Origin of the sequence: Alteromonas lipotrueiana, assembly GCF_019249245.1 — a bacterium.
Lineage (GTDB): Bacteria > Pseudomonadota > Gammaproteobacteria > Enterobacterales > Alteromonadaceae > Alteromonas > Alteromonas lipotrueiana.
Genome location: NZ_JAESDK010000012.1, coordinates 1 through 15,559, shown reverse-complemented (window position 1 = coordinate 15,559; position 15,559 = coordinate 1). Strand labels below are relative to the sequence as shown.

Genomic DNA, 15,559 nt, shown 5'->3' with positions numbered 1-15,559 from the left:
TTGTTATGACAGACACCTCTATTACGCTGGCTCAGCTAGAGCAAAAAGATGCCTTTGTACGTCGCCACATTGGCCCGGGCGAAGATGAAATTAACGAAATGCTGCAAAGCATCAATGCCGAATCGCTGGAAGACTTAACCCAGCAAACCGTACCTGCCGGAATTGAGCTGGATAAGCCAATTGAAACCGGTGCAGGCGCAACTGAAGTTGATGCCCTGAGCGAACTAAAAAAAGTTGCGGCTAAAAATAAAATCAATCGTTCGTTTATTGGTATGGGTTATTACGACACCCATGTTCCCAACGTTATTTTGCGCAATGTGCTGGAAAATCCAGGTTGGTATACTGCCTACACCCCGTATCAGCCAGAAATTGCTCAGGGGCGTTTAGAAGCGATTCTGAACTTTCAGCAGGTGACTATCGATTTGACCGGGCTTGAGCTGGCCTCGGCGTCTCTGTTAGACGAAGGCACAGCCGCTGCTGAAGCTATGGCTTTGGCCAAGCGCGTATCGAAAAACAAAAAAGCGAACCTGTTCTTTATCGCCGATGATGTGCATCCGCAAACCCGTGATGTGGTAGAAACCCGCGCCGAGATGTTTGGTTTTGGTATTGTCAGTGGACCTGCAGCAGAAGCAGCCGATCACGATGTGTTTGGTGCATTGTTACAGTATCCGTCAAGCACGGGTGAAGTCACCGATATCCGCGATATCGTCAGCGCGGTACAGGCTAAAAAAGGCATTGTGGCGGTAGCAGCCGATTTAATGAGTCTGGTGATGTTGAAGTCGCCCGGCGAGTTGGGTGCTGATGTGGCCTTAGGCAGTGCCCAGCGTTTTGGGGTGCCTATGGGTTATGGCGGTCCACACGCTGCCTTTTTTGCCACCCGCGACAGCTACAAGCGTTCGTTACCGGGCCGTATTATCGGGGTAAGTAAAGACACCCGCGGGCGTCCGGCACTGCGCATGGCGCTGCAAACTCGTGAGCAGCACATTCGTCGTGAAAAAGCGAACTCGAATATCTGTACAGCACAGGTATTGCTGGCCAATATGGCCTCGTTTTATGCGGTGTATCATGGTCCAAAAGGGCTTAAAACCATCGCTGGGCGTATTCATCGTTTAGCCGATATCACTGCCACTGGCTTAAAGCAAAAAGGCATGGCACTTAAGCATGCTACCTGGTTTGATACCCTTACCGTATTAACCGATGAGAAAGACCAGATTTTACAACGGGCCTACGACAAAGGTCTTAATTTGCGTGCTGATTTAGACAATGCGGTAGGTATCGCCTTTGACGAAACCACCACCCGTGACGATGTTCAGGCATTGTTTGATGTATTGCTGGGGGAAGGGCATGGTCTGCAGGTCGAGAAGCTTGACAGCGAAGTGACCACTAACAATATGCAGTCTATTCCAGCTGAATTAGTACGTACCAGTGATATTTTAACCCACGAAGTGTTTAATCAGTATCATTCAGAAACTGAAATGCTGCGTTATATAAAATCTTTAGAAAATAAAGATTTGGCGCTTAATCATTCAATGATTTCGTTAGGTTCGTGCACGATGAAACTTAACGCCACCGCCGAGATGATTCCGGTTACCTGGCCAGAGTTTGGGCAGTTGCACCCGTTTGCGCCTCTGGATCAGGCTAAAGGTTATCATGAAATGATTTCTGAGCTGGCCGAATGGCTTATCAGCATCACCGGCTATGATGCCATGTCGATGCAGCCAAACTCGGGAGCCCAGGGCGAATACGCCGGATTGCTGGCGATTCAGCGCTATCATGAAAGCCGCGGTGAAGGACACCGCAATGTGTGCCTTATTCCAAGCTCTGCCCACGGCACCAACCCCGCCTCAGCGCAAATGGTTAGCTTAAAAGTGGTGGTGGTCAATTGTGATAAGAACGGCAACGTCGATCTTAAAGATTTGCGCGCCAAAGCCGAAGAGGTTGGCGATAATTTATCCTGCGCCATGATCACGTACCCGTCTACCCACGGCGTTTACGAAGAAACCGCACGCGAAATGTGCGAGATTGTGCATCAGTATGGCGGTCAGGTGTATATGGATGGCGCCAATATGAACGCACAGGTCGGTGTTACCGCTCCTGGCTTTATCGGTTCAGATGTATCGCATCTTAACCTGCACAAAACCTTTTGTATCCCGCATGGCGGTGGTGGTCCGGGCATGGGACCCATTGGCGTGAAATCTCACCTGGCACCATTTTTACCCAACCACACCGTCATCGATATTGAAAATGCAGGTAAGGATTGCGGCGCGGTATCGGCTGCACCATGGGGCAGTGCATCTATTCTGCCAATTAGCTACATGTACATTAAAATGATGGGCGCCGCAGGCTTACGCAAAGCTACGCAGGTCGCTATCTTGAATGCCAACTATGTTGCCAAACAGCTCGAAGGTCACTTTGATGTGTTATACAAAGGCCGCAATGGCCGCGTAGCACACGAATGTATTATCGATCTGCGTCCGTTAAAAGATGGCAGTGGTGTGAGTGAAATGGATATTGCTAAACGCCTGAACGACTACGGCTTCCATGCACCAACCATGAGCTTCCCGGTGGCTGGTACGCTGATGATCGAACCTACTGAGTCAGAAGCCAAGTACGAGCTTGACCGTTTTGTAGAGGCCATGATCAGCATTCGCCAAGAAATCGCAAAGGTAGAAAGTGGCGAGTGGGATGCGACCGACAATCCACTGCACAATGCACCGCATACCCTGGCCGATATTTGCGACAGCGACTGGAACCGCAGCTACGACCGTCAATTAGCCGCGTACCCGGTAGCCGCTGTAGCCCGCAATAAGTTCTGGCCCAGCGTAAACCGTATCGATGATGTCTACGGCGACCGCAATCTCATGTGTTCTTGCCCCGCGATAGATATGTATCGGGAAGAATGAGGTTAATGGTGTTCCCATGAAATACGCCGTTTAAAACCGAAGGCCCACTATATAGTGGGCTTTTTTATTTCTCTTCCAGGAAATTCGATGAAAGGGTACAGTTTATATGCAGGCACGATACTATGACCCAAGCAACGCTTTCCCTTGAAGTTCTGGGGTTCGGCAGGGGCCGTTGCATGTCGATAGCGGCGGCTCACGTCTCAACCTTTCAACGGCTGTTACGTACGTATACCGGACATTAGCACCATGAAAAAATGATGGTAGCAATGAGTAATTTGTTAACGGTCTAGTCAAAAGCTTTTAACGAATGATGTTGAATGTATTACAGACTTTAATTCGGACATTAAATAGCCCAAGAGAATCTCTTGGGCTATTGTAAAAATCTATCTGGCTCTTATTGCATCAAGTAAAGCGATATCAAACGCATCCACATATTCAACCTCAATATCAGGTTTTATACCGACTTTTTCCCAGTTCTCACTGGAATTTGGTAGTAAAGGTTTAGCCAATGAAATCCGAAAAGTAAGCTCATCGGTTATTCTCCTTACGCCGACGTAATATCCGGCACCAGCGGTCACACTTCCAATTACTTTTGCTTTTCCATAGTCTTGTAAAACCCCTGCGAACAGTTCTGATGCGCTAGCTGTTGAATTGCTAGTTAGCAGCCAAACCGGATAATCGTTGAGGAAACGCTTGTGGATAGGTGTAGTATCAACTTTAATGACTTCATTATGACTTTGGTCATTTGTCTCTACTGACCAAAGCACTGTGCCACTTTCAATAAAATAGCTCAGCATATGCCGAACGAGATAAGGTGAGCCTCCAACAGTGTCCCGCATATCTATAATTAACCCGTCACTACTGCGCAGAAATGCGAAGGCAGTATCAGCGGTTTTAAGTGCTTCATCCGAAGAGTGGAATTTATTAAATTTCAGATATCCGATATTATTGTGAAGGTACTTCACTTCTTCAAAAGCATGGTTATATGAAAGTCGCCCGTCTTTTGGAGGAAGGATATGGGTTAGTGGCTCATTAGGGTTTTGCAACATAAGGCTCAAGTGAACATCACCAGAGATGTTGCGTATATCACGTCCAATTACTTTTGCAAAATCCTTCAGTGTAGTGACTTCTTTATACGCTCCTTGCTTTAACCGTTCATTGATTACTGAAACTACGTAAGGGGTAGCAGCAACATCAATATAGTTTGCTGAAAATACCGCTAAAGTTTGATTTATCAATCCCGTTACATCTTTTTCGGATAGCTTGTTAGCGCTAAGGGGTAGGGAGCTAAATAAAAGAAAGCAAAAGCTGACAGCCATCAGAGACCATCGAAAAACAACATTGTTCATAATATTTCTCTTGTAATAAAAATCTAGATTTGGATTTAAAGCGATTTTTAAAAGAGAAACTAATCCGCAATAGCAAGTTGGCGATACTGGCTGTTACTTTCCTTCCATTGGCTTACTCTATAACTTGAGATAGTTAACAATTCAAACCAATGATACTTAATAGGCTCACAATAAAAATTAGCGTCAGCTTTGCGCGAGGCAAGATATTCACCGATTATAAGAAAACTAATCCACAGGGGTTGTTGAAGCAGATGACGGAAAAGACTAGCCTGAGACGTTTGTACTATAAACCCTTCGACCTCTACCTGCACATCTTCAAGCTGATATACTGATTGCTGAGTACTCAATTCAATCCTATCTGCGAAGACCAAGCTGGAAAAAAGCACAATTGAAGTGAAAAAAACAACTGTCAAAAACTGCACGAACTCCCTAAGCACCATACCTGTCTTCCATCACATTCCTTCAACGTCAGGCTTAATAATCCCACAGTTTCTCTCACTATAAAAGCTCAATGCTGGCATGTTCTCTCGCAATGGTAATTAAGCTGAGTTACTTCGAATTACATAAATTACAACTCGAGTTAAAGCAGATGGTCTTATCTTGGACCGTTCGCTGCTTGTCTATAAGAGCTGGAGGGATATAGTCCATATTTACTGACTAACGATCTGAGAGAGGGACCACGCACAATGCAAATTCAGCAAGTATTGTAATTAAACACTGGTTTTATTAAGATTCTTTATTGCAACGACGCTTTGTTATCAAGCAAATGACTCATTATCTTTCTTGCTAGCAACACAAATTCTTTCCCTCCGCTGGAGGTTAAAAGCACAATTCCAACATCAGCATCAGGGGCGAAAATATACTCACACCCATAGCCATCCAGATCGCCCCCATGCCACATCACAGTCTCAGGGTATAAACCTAGCTCTTCTGTTGCTTCAAACATTCCATAGCCATAATTGAGGCCTGGATAAAGCTGGGTTGCATAGCTTGTTTGAGTAGAAACTAATGGCGAGGCCTGGCCATTGTTAAGAAAATCATCGTACGCCGCCATTTGTAATTTCATTAGTTGTAACAGCGCATCTGTAGAAGCATATAAGCCGCCATGCGGGCTAAGTAGCCCCATATTCCAAGGCCTCGTAGCAATTATCCGGTTGTCTTTCCTGTAAGGCGTTATAAGGTCAGCATTTCCAGCTGCAATCTGTGTATAGATGTCGCTTATACCAAGTTCATCGTGGACATATTCTGAGACCAGGGTATCGAATGTTTTACCTGTTTTTTTAGTGAGTATGTAGCCAAGAAGGGCGTAGTTAAAATTGGAATATGAAAAATTACTTCCAGGCGTAAAGCTCAAAGTCATCGACTTAAGCGCAGTCAGAAACTCTGTCTCGCTGTAGCCTCCTTCCATAGCGTCACCGTCAGTTCGCGAAACGTTGGCAGGGTAGTTAGGAAGTCCCGAGCGGTGACTTAATAGCGAGTCAATTTTAATTGATTTTAATGCTTCTTTATCGATAGATAAGAATAGCCCGGGAAGTAAAGCATCCAAATTATCATCCAGTCCTACAATCTCTTTTTCCACAGCAGCGAGAGTAATATAACTGGTTAATACCTTCGATTGAGAGCCTATCTGAAACAAGCTATCCAGTGACATAGGTCGAGGATCTTTTCTGCTGTACGTGCCAAATGCACGCTTATACTGTATCTCATTATCCATAATGACCCCCACGGTGAGGGCCGGAATGTCGTTTTCCTCTATAAACGCTTTAATCTCATTGTTTACATAGGTAAACCTTTTGACCGCACTAACATTTGCAGATAGAAAACAGGTGACTACAAGGGATACTTTTAGAAGGTTCACGATTCGTCCTTGAGGTTGTATGATGCGGCCGCTTCGCCGCAGAAGTTGATATATTCATTGAACAGCGCTGGTTGCTCCATGAAGATAAGCCATATTGGCATGGTTTACTGCACTTAATTTTAAGCGAAAAAAGATTGCCGATACTTTAAAGGTGAAACTGCAAAGCTTCTTTCAAATGCGCGCGCAAAGCCGTTGTAGGTCTTAAAACCAAGCGCAAGAGCAATGGACTTAACTTCTTTTTCTGTCGTGGCTAACAAGTCACTGGCTAACTGCATTCGGTATTTTTCGACAAATCGGGCGGGCGTCATGGCCGTTTCTTTCAGAAAAAGGCGGTGGCATTGCCTTTCACTTAGGCAAGCAACCTCGGACAGCTGCTTAACAGTAATCGTCTCACTGACATGCTCCTTTACCCAGTTGGTAATGATAGCAATGCGATTTGATTTTGGTGTTTGAATATCTAACACATTGGAATACTGTTTTTGGCTGCCGGACCGTTTTGAATAAACTACCAAGTGTTTAGCGACGTGATGAGCCACTGTCGGGCCGCAGTCAATTTCTATGAGACGCAAGGTTAAATCGATACCAGATGTTATCCCTGCTGAAGACCAGTATTTGCCGTCCTGTACGAAGATGCTCTCACTATCTACCGCTAAGCTTGAGTATTGTTTTTTTAAGTCGGGCGCAAAAGCCCAATGTGTAGCGACTCGTGTATTGTCCGGTAACCCTATTTCTGCCGCAAGATATACCCCTGTGCAGATTGTTACCAGCCGCTCGCACCGTGACATTAATGATTTCAGTCGCATCATCTGGACTGAAGGTAATGCTATTCTGCGAGCTCCACGCCCCCCTGGGATTATCAAAGTATGGCACTGCTTTACTTCATCGATACCAATTGCGGGGACTATCTGAAGCCCGGCTTCGCATTGAACTGGCGCTTTGCTAAATCCGATAACCTTCAGTTCATAGCTATCACTACATACTTGTGCAGCTTCGTGAAGAGCGGATTGTGGGCCGGCAAAATCCAAAAGCTCCATGCCGTCATATGCAAGCAAGCAGATAGGTTTAGTCATGCATCATTCTTATAAAAAACCAGTGTAGCTCCAATAATACACCCAAAACATGTGGCAGTTATGACAGTCAATCATACAGTTCTGACATTTTGCGTATCAGTCAAATTAATCTATCACCCGGTACAGGTTAGGAATTTACCGTTTCATTTAAAATATTTTTTATTTGGAGAAAATACAGGAGTACTCCCCAAAGCAAAATATGACTGAAACGAGCGAGCCGGTTTGGATTTTTATTACGTCACTTGCCGCTGCCGAAGAATCTTACTTTGATGGGGCCTGCCTTAGGCTGATTGAGTATGCTTTCGAGTAGAAAATATTGCCAGCTGATGTAATGGGGTGAAAGTATGATAGACCGGCCACGTTATCGATTATGCCATTTTCAAACCGTCCCATTTCGAAGGCGAGGGTCTCCAAAGTGCCAGAAGCGGACGGGGATACAACATCGCGCGGGGGGCAGCTCTGTACGTATAACGGTCGTTGGCTCATTGCATTTAAGTGACATAACGAGTGAGCAACGACATGAGCGTATTAGTAAGCGAGGCTAATTATTTATCACAATAAGCTGCGTCGCTCCCATATTCAGGAAAACGACCCAATCGCTCGTTTTTCTCTTTAGCACTTTATCTAGGTTGCCTGCTTTCCTTTATATAGCAATATGATAGCTAGTTTGGTATTAATAGTGGAAGTATCAAAACGAGCGAAGCGTTGGCAGAAAAACGCGCAAACCGCGCTATATTAAATTGTTATGTTTCTTATTGAATTCAGAGGCTTTATTGAGTGATGAAATACCCAACGGATTTGGAAATACTAAAATTTATTCACGACGAATACTTTGATGAATTCTGCCGCTATGATCTCCATGAAAATATTAGATCTAGCAAAATTTACATTTCTATAGATTGCCGCAAAGTTGCTGAAAATTTCGATACTAACGGAGACATTATATTCGGTCGATTGTATTACGATATTGGCAATAGATACTCTTATGAAACTTCAGATAAATCAAAGGTATCCCTCTTTGCATTAAAGGTAGGTGGGGATATGCATTGCATACACTTTCCATATCTAAGCTCGGTTGTTTCAGATTTAAGGCATCAAAACAATAAAACGCGATTTACACTAATAGCATCTTTTGCTGCAGTTACTATTTCCTTGGCATCTCTAATAGTGGCAGTATTAGATAAATTGTGAAAAACATAACAAAAACTTTAAAACGCGCGCAGTGCCGCGCTGGGACAGTAACACTGCGGCGGCTTCGCCATTTTCGCCGCTGTGTTACTGCCCTTTAAGTAGAAGTTATGAGCCGCAATAAAATGAGATACATCGACGTTAATTGGTTACATGATTTAAAAGATGAGCCTTATAGGCTTGTATCCGAAATAGGTTCAGATGACTTTGAAACTAGAAAGTTGGAATTCTTTCCAAGTGGTGAAGTCGGTATTGCATCTGATAAAATGAACTCAGATAAAACGATCTTAGGTATTGCTGAAGTTCCTTCTATAGAGGCAATTAATTCTCAAGAAGAATTCCAGGGTAAAATAATTACTCAGCAAGAATTTGAGATTTTATGGGAACAGTATGCATCAAAAAGCTCATAACAAACGCTTGCAGTCTGACACCAAAACCTCCGCGTTTTTGTGTCACTCGCTGCGCTCAAACATTAACACAAAAACACTCCTGTTTCGGCGCAGCTGAAGCGGGCGTTATATTTCATCGAGTACGTATGTTTATTCCTAGCCAGAACGAGTTAACCAGAAAGCTATCTCCCCGCACAGCAAAGGTTGCAGGCTCGCTTGGACTTGTTTTTTCTATCGCTGTTTTGGCTTTATCTATTTTATCAGGTGACAAAATTGCAATCGGGTTTAGTGCGGTTTTTTGCACCTTGTTGGGAATGTTCTCTGTTTCACTTTTATTCGGTAAAGGGGCACATGGTGCGGGTATACTTTCACCTATAGTCTTATACGTGCTCGGGGTAATATTGATCGCAGGTGATGTTTTAGTGAGTATAGGTAATAGTCAAATCCCCTATGCAGGTATATTACTTGGCTTAGGTTGTTTCGCATTAGCTAAAAAACGCAAATCGAGTCAGAAGCATGAAATATAACAAGCAAATTAAGCTCACTCCCTGTGGTCGCTGGGACAATTACTCGTTGGAGGCTGCGCCATTTTCGCCAACGAATAATTGCCCCTTATTAGGGTGTTAGGTAACCACAGATGTTTTACCGAGAAATAGTAATTGGCATCACAACCATCTTTGCTTGGTTACCCGCTCTTATACTTACTTTTCTATCCGCATTTGTATTTCTTATGGGGTTCGCGGCTATAAGCGAAGGTAATTATCTTGTTGCTATTGTTTGCACACTTCTTAGCTGTGGTGGTCTTCTGGGTTTTATTGCTCTTACATCTCTCTGCTGGGGGCTTTATATTTCTTTCGTTAAACGGCTTCTTTTTCTCCTAGCAGGCGTATTGTCTTTGGCAACAATCATCTATCTTGGAACAGCAGATCCAACCTCAGCAATTTACCTAAGCTCTCATCCATTGGTTGTATATTTATTCTACTCACCACTTGTTATTGCTATTTTCCATATTGTGCTTCACTGCTATTTTTGGGTAAGGTTACCTAACAAACCGCTGTAGTCGATCGCAAGCTCCCTCGGACAATAACACGTGGGCTCAGTCGCTTCGCTCCAAATTTTAGCCCTCGTGTTATTGCCCCTAAGCGGGGCGTTAAACGTCCGTTTAATGCCCTGAGCCACTCGTCAACCATTTTTATCCAAGTAAAGGCGAATTTCTCTCCTTTAACGCTTTTAGATATTGTGTTTCATTATAAGGCGTCTTGGTCTTCCAACAGCGGTATAATATTCTTATCCACTTAAATGCGAGCGAGCGCACTGCTTGATGATGAGTACTTCCCTTTTTCTTTTGCTGCTCGTAATACAGCTGTGCCCAGTATGAGTACAGAATGGACTTTGCCGACCATTCGGTAAACGTTTGGCGAATAAATTTCGAACATCCCCATCGCCAGTGTACCCAGGCGGATTTGCCACTGCGCTCGGTGACAGGCGCAATGCCCGCATATTTTTGTACTTCTTGAGCGCTTCCGAATCTGTTTCGGTCTGAACCAAGTGCAACTAATAATCTTGGACCAAGGCATTTTCCGACACCAGGTAAGGATTCAAACAATGGCGCATCAGCCATGTCATTGTAGATAGCTTTTATTTCCTGCTCGAATGTTTTAATTGCCGTAATTAAAGGAAGTAGCTGATTAGACAGCGTTAGCACTAGCAATTTGTTAAATTCGATAATGACACTATCATGCGTTAACGGTTTGGCATCTTTTATAGCCTCTAAACGAGGTGCGACTAATTTGGCAAAGCTTCCACGGGAGGTGAGAAAGCGAGCGATGGTATCGGGCTTTGCGCGTTTTATTTTATCCAATGACGGCCATCGAATAATGAATTCGACGAATAACTGTGAATCTCTGTGTGTGAACCACTCAAGCGGTTGCGGGTAGTATTGCTTGAGCGCATTGATAAGTCGATTAACATATCGTTTCTTTTCATCCACTAAACGACGACGCTCCTCGACTAAGAAGGCTAATTTCCTAACGTTATCGTCAGTCATTTTAAGAGGTGTGATTTTATCGGGATAGCGAATCAGCAACTCAAGCGCGATAGAGGCGTCAGTTGGATCATCCTTAGCCCCACTCGTTGATAATGCTCTTCGGTACCGGCACAGCATCGTCGGATTAATTGGAAACAAGGTAACGAAATGATACTTCTGCAACGCATATACAATTGGGCCTTTTGTCAGCTCTAGCGCAATTGCAATTCGACCCGAGTGTTGTTGATGAAGTTTGGTTATCCACTGCTCGATGGCCTCAGCAGAATGCTTGATAACAGCGAACTCTCTCGTACCGTCCGAATATTGCATACAGACATCATGCTTTGCATCTGCCCAGTCTAAACCAATAAGAACGCTAAACTCATTTGCTCTCGACATAGTCTATTCTCCCAACAGTTTTAGTGTTGGATATGCCAGCTCAGTCTTTCGAAGAAAATATAGCGGCATTACAAATGCAACCCCTGAGTATTCGTTTTAGACTAAGCGTACTCGAAACATCGAAAAAAAAGCGGTAAACATCAAATGTTATTGTCTGAGATTCGTATGAACCGAGCACATATCCTAAAAACCAATTATCATTTTTTAGAATCCGAGTGACTATAGATTGTCTGAAGCGGACCACCGTGAGAACGGTGGTGACGGTCGGGTATTCGCTTATGGCTGACTGTTATTCTTTAAGCGATAATTCTTTAGTTTAGCTAGGTTGAATCAGTTGGTTTACCTGCAGCGCCCCCTCACGATAAACCATTTCATAATGCTTAGCTTGTACGACTCTCTTGACAGTCTTTGGGGTGAACAGCCCGTAGCATTGCCCCCCTTCAAATCTTACTGAAGGGTAACGAAGCCCCTCAATGCCAGATTGTCGTAGTTCTCGACCCAGTTGTTGTGACTGAGAATAATCGTCAGGCGCCAATACACCTTTTGTTTCATCATTCACTTCAATGCATTTATACTTTTCAGTGACAAAGTCGCAGCAAAGTTCACGAAATACAAATCTATCGTAAGCCAGGTCTTCAACTTTCTCCCAATATGTTTGCTGGTGGTGTGTCACTTCAGCAAGCGCTGTCTTTGAACTGTCGGCAATGTACATGACACCGAAGTCACCGGTTGCGAAACGCGAGCCATTCGGGTTTACGTGTGTAAATGAGGCTACCGCATAGGGAAGGCCATCAATACCGAAAGGGATTTGGTCACGGGGCAGCAAGTTCAGGTTTCCAATCTCATTTTGCAGGCGAGGATTGGTCAGCCTTTGAATTTCGTATACCGCGTCGAGCTCATCTGCATCAGCCACATCATCAAACAGCGCAATAGGGGGGAACTTTGAATTGACCAATCGGTAACCCGTTACCGGATGCAAAGCTAAATCACCCAATGACTCTACCGTTACCATTGAGCGCCCCTTAGTCCGTCAACACGCTTAAAGACTTCATAAAGGTTAGCCAAAGAGCCTTGTACCATTAAATCAAACGGCGTGGCACCGTTGAAAAAGGGATTATAGTTTCGTTTTTTGACAAACCCATACACGTTCTCTGGATTATCAAAGACCGTGCGCAGCGCGGCGTGCATATTAAGGATATAACTCACCCGGTCCAGTTGGTCACGAGAGAGGCTCACGTTACCCTTACGCTTCGCTCGATTAATACTGGCTGTGGACACGCCGAGAATTGTCGCCATTTGCTCTGTGGTGGCTTTCCATTTGCTCAAAATGTTGACCGCTACATGTAATGACTTTGATGCAGCATTAGAACTTGCTAATTCAGTCACGGCTTGCATGTGTATCTCCAGACAGTGAATCATAAAAATGTTATCCGATATCTATATTAGTATCTGTGGATTCAAACCACAAGTTTCAATATCTGGAGATTAGTGCGGGTTATAGTCGACTTTATCTGATTTATTGACCTTATTGTCGTGCTCCCATAAGAGCACATCATGTTGCCTTGACCCACTCAACAATGATCGGCTACAGGCACTCATAAGCACTGAATTACCAACTATGGCCGAAATAGTAACCATTAACCGAATGCGCGTATCGCGAAGCAGAGCGGGAACCAGTATTGCGACTTAAGCTCTTTTAAAGCGTAAGGATACGTTCGGGAAGTGTTCAAATAATTTAATGGCAATCGATGTATATTTAGCAGTAAGCTACTGATATTAAGCAAGGATGTAGAGTTTGGCTACATGAAGTATATGGCGGGTTTCTGTGACTTTTGCATAATAGGATGTTGGCCGTAATAAATACACATTTACTTACAAGGGAAAATTAAAAGGGATGTTAAAGAAAATCATTAAAGTCACTTTAGTTGGTTCATTGTTAATTAGTTCTGTCGTTAGTGCCTCTACAAAAGTTTTAAATACAGAGAACGACGGTTTTGTCGGAATATACTATCCTTCCGAATCGATTGAGCAACAGGTTGGTGTGTTGATCTTAGGCGGAGCTGAAGGAGGACTACCTGAAAAGCTTGCACAACCTGTTGTAGACGCTGGATATCCCACTTTAGCTTTAGCCTATTTTAATGCCGACGGTTTGCCTGACGAATTAGAAAAGATCCCGCTCGAATATTTTACTCAGGCTAAATTGTGGCTGAAAAGCCAGAATAATGTAAAAACAGATGAGTTAATTGTGGTTGGCTGGTCTAAGGGCGCAGAATTAGCAATGCTGTTGGCCTCAAAAGATGAACAGATTTCAAGAGTTGTGGCAATAGCACCCAGTTCAGTAGTGTGGGCGGGTATTTTAAAAGATTGGACGAAAGAGCCCGCATCCAGCTGGACAGAAAATGGACAAGAGTTACCCCATGTTCGTTTTAAGCCATCGGGGCCAGTAAATGGTTTACGGGATTTGTATACTCAGTCTTTGTCGAATCGGGAAGATGACAATAAAGCGGATATTCCTGTTAATGAAATAAGTGCACACGTGGTGTTGATGTCAGGTGAGAATGATGAGATTTGGCCTGCATCTATGATGGCAAACGACATTTGCACGCAAATGAACGCAAAGCAAGAGAACCAATGTGAGCACCTTTATTATGAAGGCTTTGATCACTTGTTAAATTATAAGTTTTTAGACAAAAATACCACTGAAAATCAGACCTTTATTAATAAGCTCAAAGGCGGTTAATAACCAAAAGCAACTCCCGGATACCATGCCGGGTCTTTGGATTTTAGCTCTATTCTGATAATGGCGAAAGTGATAGCTAACCCTGCGCTAATGGATCACCTTTCAGTTGCCCAAAGGTCTATCCAGGGCAGACGAGGGACTTTTGCCATTGTTACCACCTGGCATTCACCCTTACCAGGTTTAATAGACTTAAAAAGGATTTATAAGATGCTTCGTAATTTTCGCATGGAAGACGCAAAGAGTTTAGTCCGATTGCTGAACGATAGTGACGTATCAAAGTGGACATCTAATATCCCTTACCCTTACACAGAAAATGACGCGATATCTTGGTTAGAAAACCTGCATTCAACAGTTAGAAAGCCGCATGCTATCGAGATTAATAATAAGCTGGTGGGCTGTGTTTCATTTTGGGAATACGATTCAGAATCAATAGAAATCGGGTATTGGATTGGTAAAGAGTTTTGGGGGAAAGGTATCGCTACAAAAGCGTTGCAAAATTTGTTTATTCAACCTTCATTTCCCAAAAATAAAAATATAGTGGCAAAAGTTGCCACTCAAAACATTGCTTCGCAACGTGTACTAGAAAAGTGTAGATTTGAAATTAGCAAAAAAAGCCTAGTATACAGGCAAGAATTAGCGTTGAGCGCGTTTGTATACCGTCGGGTATTTGCCTGATACGCGAGATAATACGCACAAATTATAACGGGCTGTGCGGCTCGTTTTTAATTTGTGGGTGGTGCGTACGTTATACACAATTACCCAAAACGTTTTTTCACATTTCGGTAAATTTTTTATGAGATTCTAGCGCAATCAACGTTAATGATACGGCGCTATTTTTATAACTATAACCCTGCTATGAAAGTTACTTTATTATCTTGAAGCTATCTTGTATTTTTACGCTATATAAAAAATAAATCATCTTTTTTGCTACTCTCAGTAGCGGATATTCAATAAATTCCTTCATCGCTTAGCAAAGCGTGGCGCGCTTATTATTTTAATTCGCGGCTAATGAGCAGAAAAGAATAGATAATGAAGCTATGGATGAAAATTCTTATGCACGATATAAACTGGTTAAGCCAATAAAAGCGAACACTGTGGTGGCTCAACGACATCGTAAATCAGGTTTGGTATGGTGAGTAATGCAAATAAATTTGTGCGAGCCCCCAGGGTTTACCCTTTTTTATTTATGAAATTTAAACCCAAGTCTTATTCTTAAAGGGCAGCGAGGGGGGAAGAAAGCCCAAATCAATGGGCTTGCAGCTACTAAATTGGGAGATGTGGATAAGCCTGTTGGCGGCGTTGATAAGCCAGAATATCTGGTTTTTGAATAACGCCGTTATCAATATTGATGGCCCGGCGTATGGTTTCATTTTTCTGCCAACCCTCCGGTCCTGCGGCTATGGCCGGTAAATGAAAAACTAATGCGGCAGAAATTGAGCGTGAGGCACTTTCCCAAAAATAGCTGGGCGTATGGTCAACGGCATAGTAATCCACTTTTTCGACCTGAAACATAGGATTTTTAAAAGTGGTTGGCCTGGCAAAATAGAAACCCATACCTTCGCCCGAATTCAGATAATAAGTGCACCACTCATGGTTAAACGGTGAGAAGAGATCAACTGCCTGTTGGTGGTACTCTG

General features: G+C 43.5%; 13 protein-coding genes and 1 pseudogene. 6 read left to right on the top strand and 8 right to left on the bottom strand.

What is annotated here, in order from left to right; all coding sequences use genetic code 11:
* The first annotated feature begins 5 nt into the window (after positions 1–5).
* Positions 6–2,903 (top strand): aminomethyl-transferring glycine dehydrogenase, encoded by a 2,898-nt coding sequence (gene gcvP, locus JK130_RS09340; RefSeq protein WP_218354048.1) that lies wholly within the window; start codon positions 6–8, stop codon positions 2,901–2,903.
* 383 nt (positions 2,904–3,286) lie between these two features.
* Here the strand turns inward: gcvP and JK130_RS09335 are convergent, their stop codons facing one another.
* From JK130_RS09335 to JK130_RS09320, 4 genes are all read right to left on the bottom strand, one after another.
* Positions 3,287–4,252: a S41 family peptidase gene (locus tag JK130_RS09335; RefSeq protein ID WP_218354047.1), complete on the bottom strand. Its 966-nt coding sequence runs from the start codon at positions 4,250–4,252 to the stop codon at positions 3,287–3,289.
* A 59-nt stretch (positions 4,253–4,311) separates the two neighbouring features.
* Positions 4,312–4,674 carry a hypothetical protein gene (locus JK130_RS09330; RefSeq protein WP_218354046.1) on the bottom strand — a complete coding sequence of 121 codons (363 nt, stop codon included), beginning with the start codon at positions 4,672–4,674 and terminating at the stop codon, positions 4,312–4,314.
* Between the two features lie 314 nt (positions 4,675–4,988).
* Positions 4,989–6,110, bottom strand: coding sequence for a serine hydrolase domain-containing protein (locus tag JK130_RS09325; RefSeq protein ID WP_218354045.1), 1,122 nt, complete (start codon positions 6,108–6,110; stop codon positions 4,989–4,991).
* 119 nt (positions 6,111–6,229) lie between these two features.
* A complete protein-coding gene (locus JK130_RS09320; RefSeq protein ID WP_218354044.1) occupies positions 6,230–7,180 on the bottom strand; it encodes a GlxA family transcriptional regulator in 951 nt (316 codons plus the stop codon).
* A gap of 1,298 nt (positions 7,181–8,478) precedes the next feature.
* Here JK130_RS09320 and JK130_RS09315 point away from each other — a divergent pair.
* From JK130_RS09315 to JK130_RS09305, 3 genes are all read left to right on the top strand, one after another.
* Entirely contained in the window at positions 8,479–8,778 is a 300-nt protein-coding gene (locus tag JK130_RS09315) for a DUF6881 domain-containing protein (RefSeq protein WP_218354043.1), read from the top strand.
* A gap of 125 nt (positions 8,779–8,903) precedes the next feature.
* On the top strand, positions 8,904–9,284 hold the full coding sequence (locus JK130_RS09310; RefSeq protein ID WP_218354042.1) for a hypothetical protein: 381 nt from the start codon (positions 8,904–8,906) through the stop codon (positions 9,282–9,284).
* 110 nt (positions 9,285–9,394) lie between these two features.
* Complete coding sequence (locus JK130_RS09305; protein WP_218354041.1) at positions 9,395–9,817, top strand: hypothetical protein; 423 nt, start codon at positions 9,395–9,397, stop codon at positions 9,815–9,817.
* Between the two features lie 132 nt (positions 9,818–9,949).
* On the opposite strand, the gene JK130_RS09300 is transcribed toward JK130_RS09305, so the two are convergent.
* From JK130_RS09300 to JK130_RS09290, 3 genes are all read right to left on the bottom strand, one after another.
* Positions 9,950–11,182, bottom strand: a complete 1,233-nt coding sequence (locus JK130_RS09300; protein WP_218354040.1) for an IS110 family RNA-guided transposase — start codon at positions 11,180–11,182, stop codon at positions 9,950–9,952.
* Between the two features lie 316 nt (positions 11,183–11,498).
* Positions 11,499–12,194 (bottom strand): RES family NAD+ phosphorylase, encoded by a 696-nt coding sequence (locus JK130_RS09295; protein ID WP_218354039.1) that lies wholly within the window; start codon positions 12,192–12,194, stop codon positions 11,499–11,501.
* Positions 12,188–12,577 (bottom strand): antitoxin Xre-like helix-turn-helix domain-containing protein, encoded by a 390-nt coding sequence (locus JK130_RS09290; protein WP_218354038.1) that lies wholly within the window; start codon positions 12,575–12,577, stop codon positions 12,188–12,190. The genes JK130_RS09295 and JK130_RS09290 overlap by 7 nt, the downstream gene beginning before the upstream one ends.
* A gap of 499 nt (positions 12,578–13,076) precedes the next feature.
* Between JK130_RS09290 and JK130_RS09285 the strand changes: the two genes are divergently transcribed.
* Both JK130_RS09285 and JK130_RS09280 read left to right on the top strand, forming a co-directional pair.
* Complete coding sequence (locus JK130_RS09285) at positions 13,077–13,922, top strand: acyl-CoA thioester hydrolase/BAAT C-terminal domain-containing protein (protein WP_218354037.1); 846 nt, start codon at positions 13,077–13,079, stop codon at positions 13,920–13,922.
* 207 nt (positions 13,923–14,129) lie between these two features.
* Positions 14,130–14,597 (top strand): GNAT family N-acetyltransferase, encoded by a 468-nt coding sequence (locus JK130_RS09280; RefSeq protein ID WP_218354036.1) that lies wholly within the window; start codon positions 14,130–14,132, stop codon positions 14,595–14,597.
* A 588-nt stretch (positions 14,598–15,185) separates the two neighbouring features.
* Here JK130_RS09280 and JK130_RS09275 read toward each other — a convergent pair.
* Positions 15,186–15,559 (bottom strand): annotated as a pseudogene (locus tag JK130_RS09275) (hypothetical protein); the annotation flags it as partial.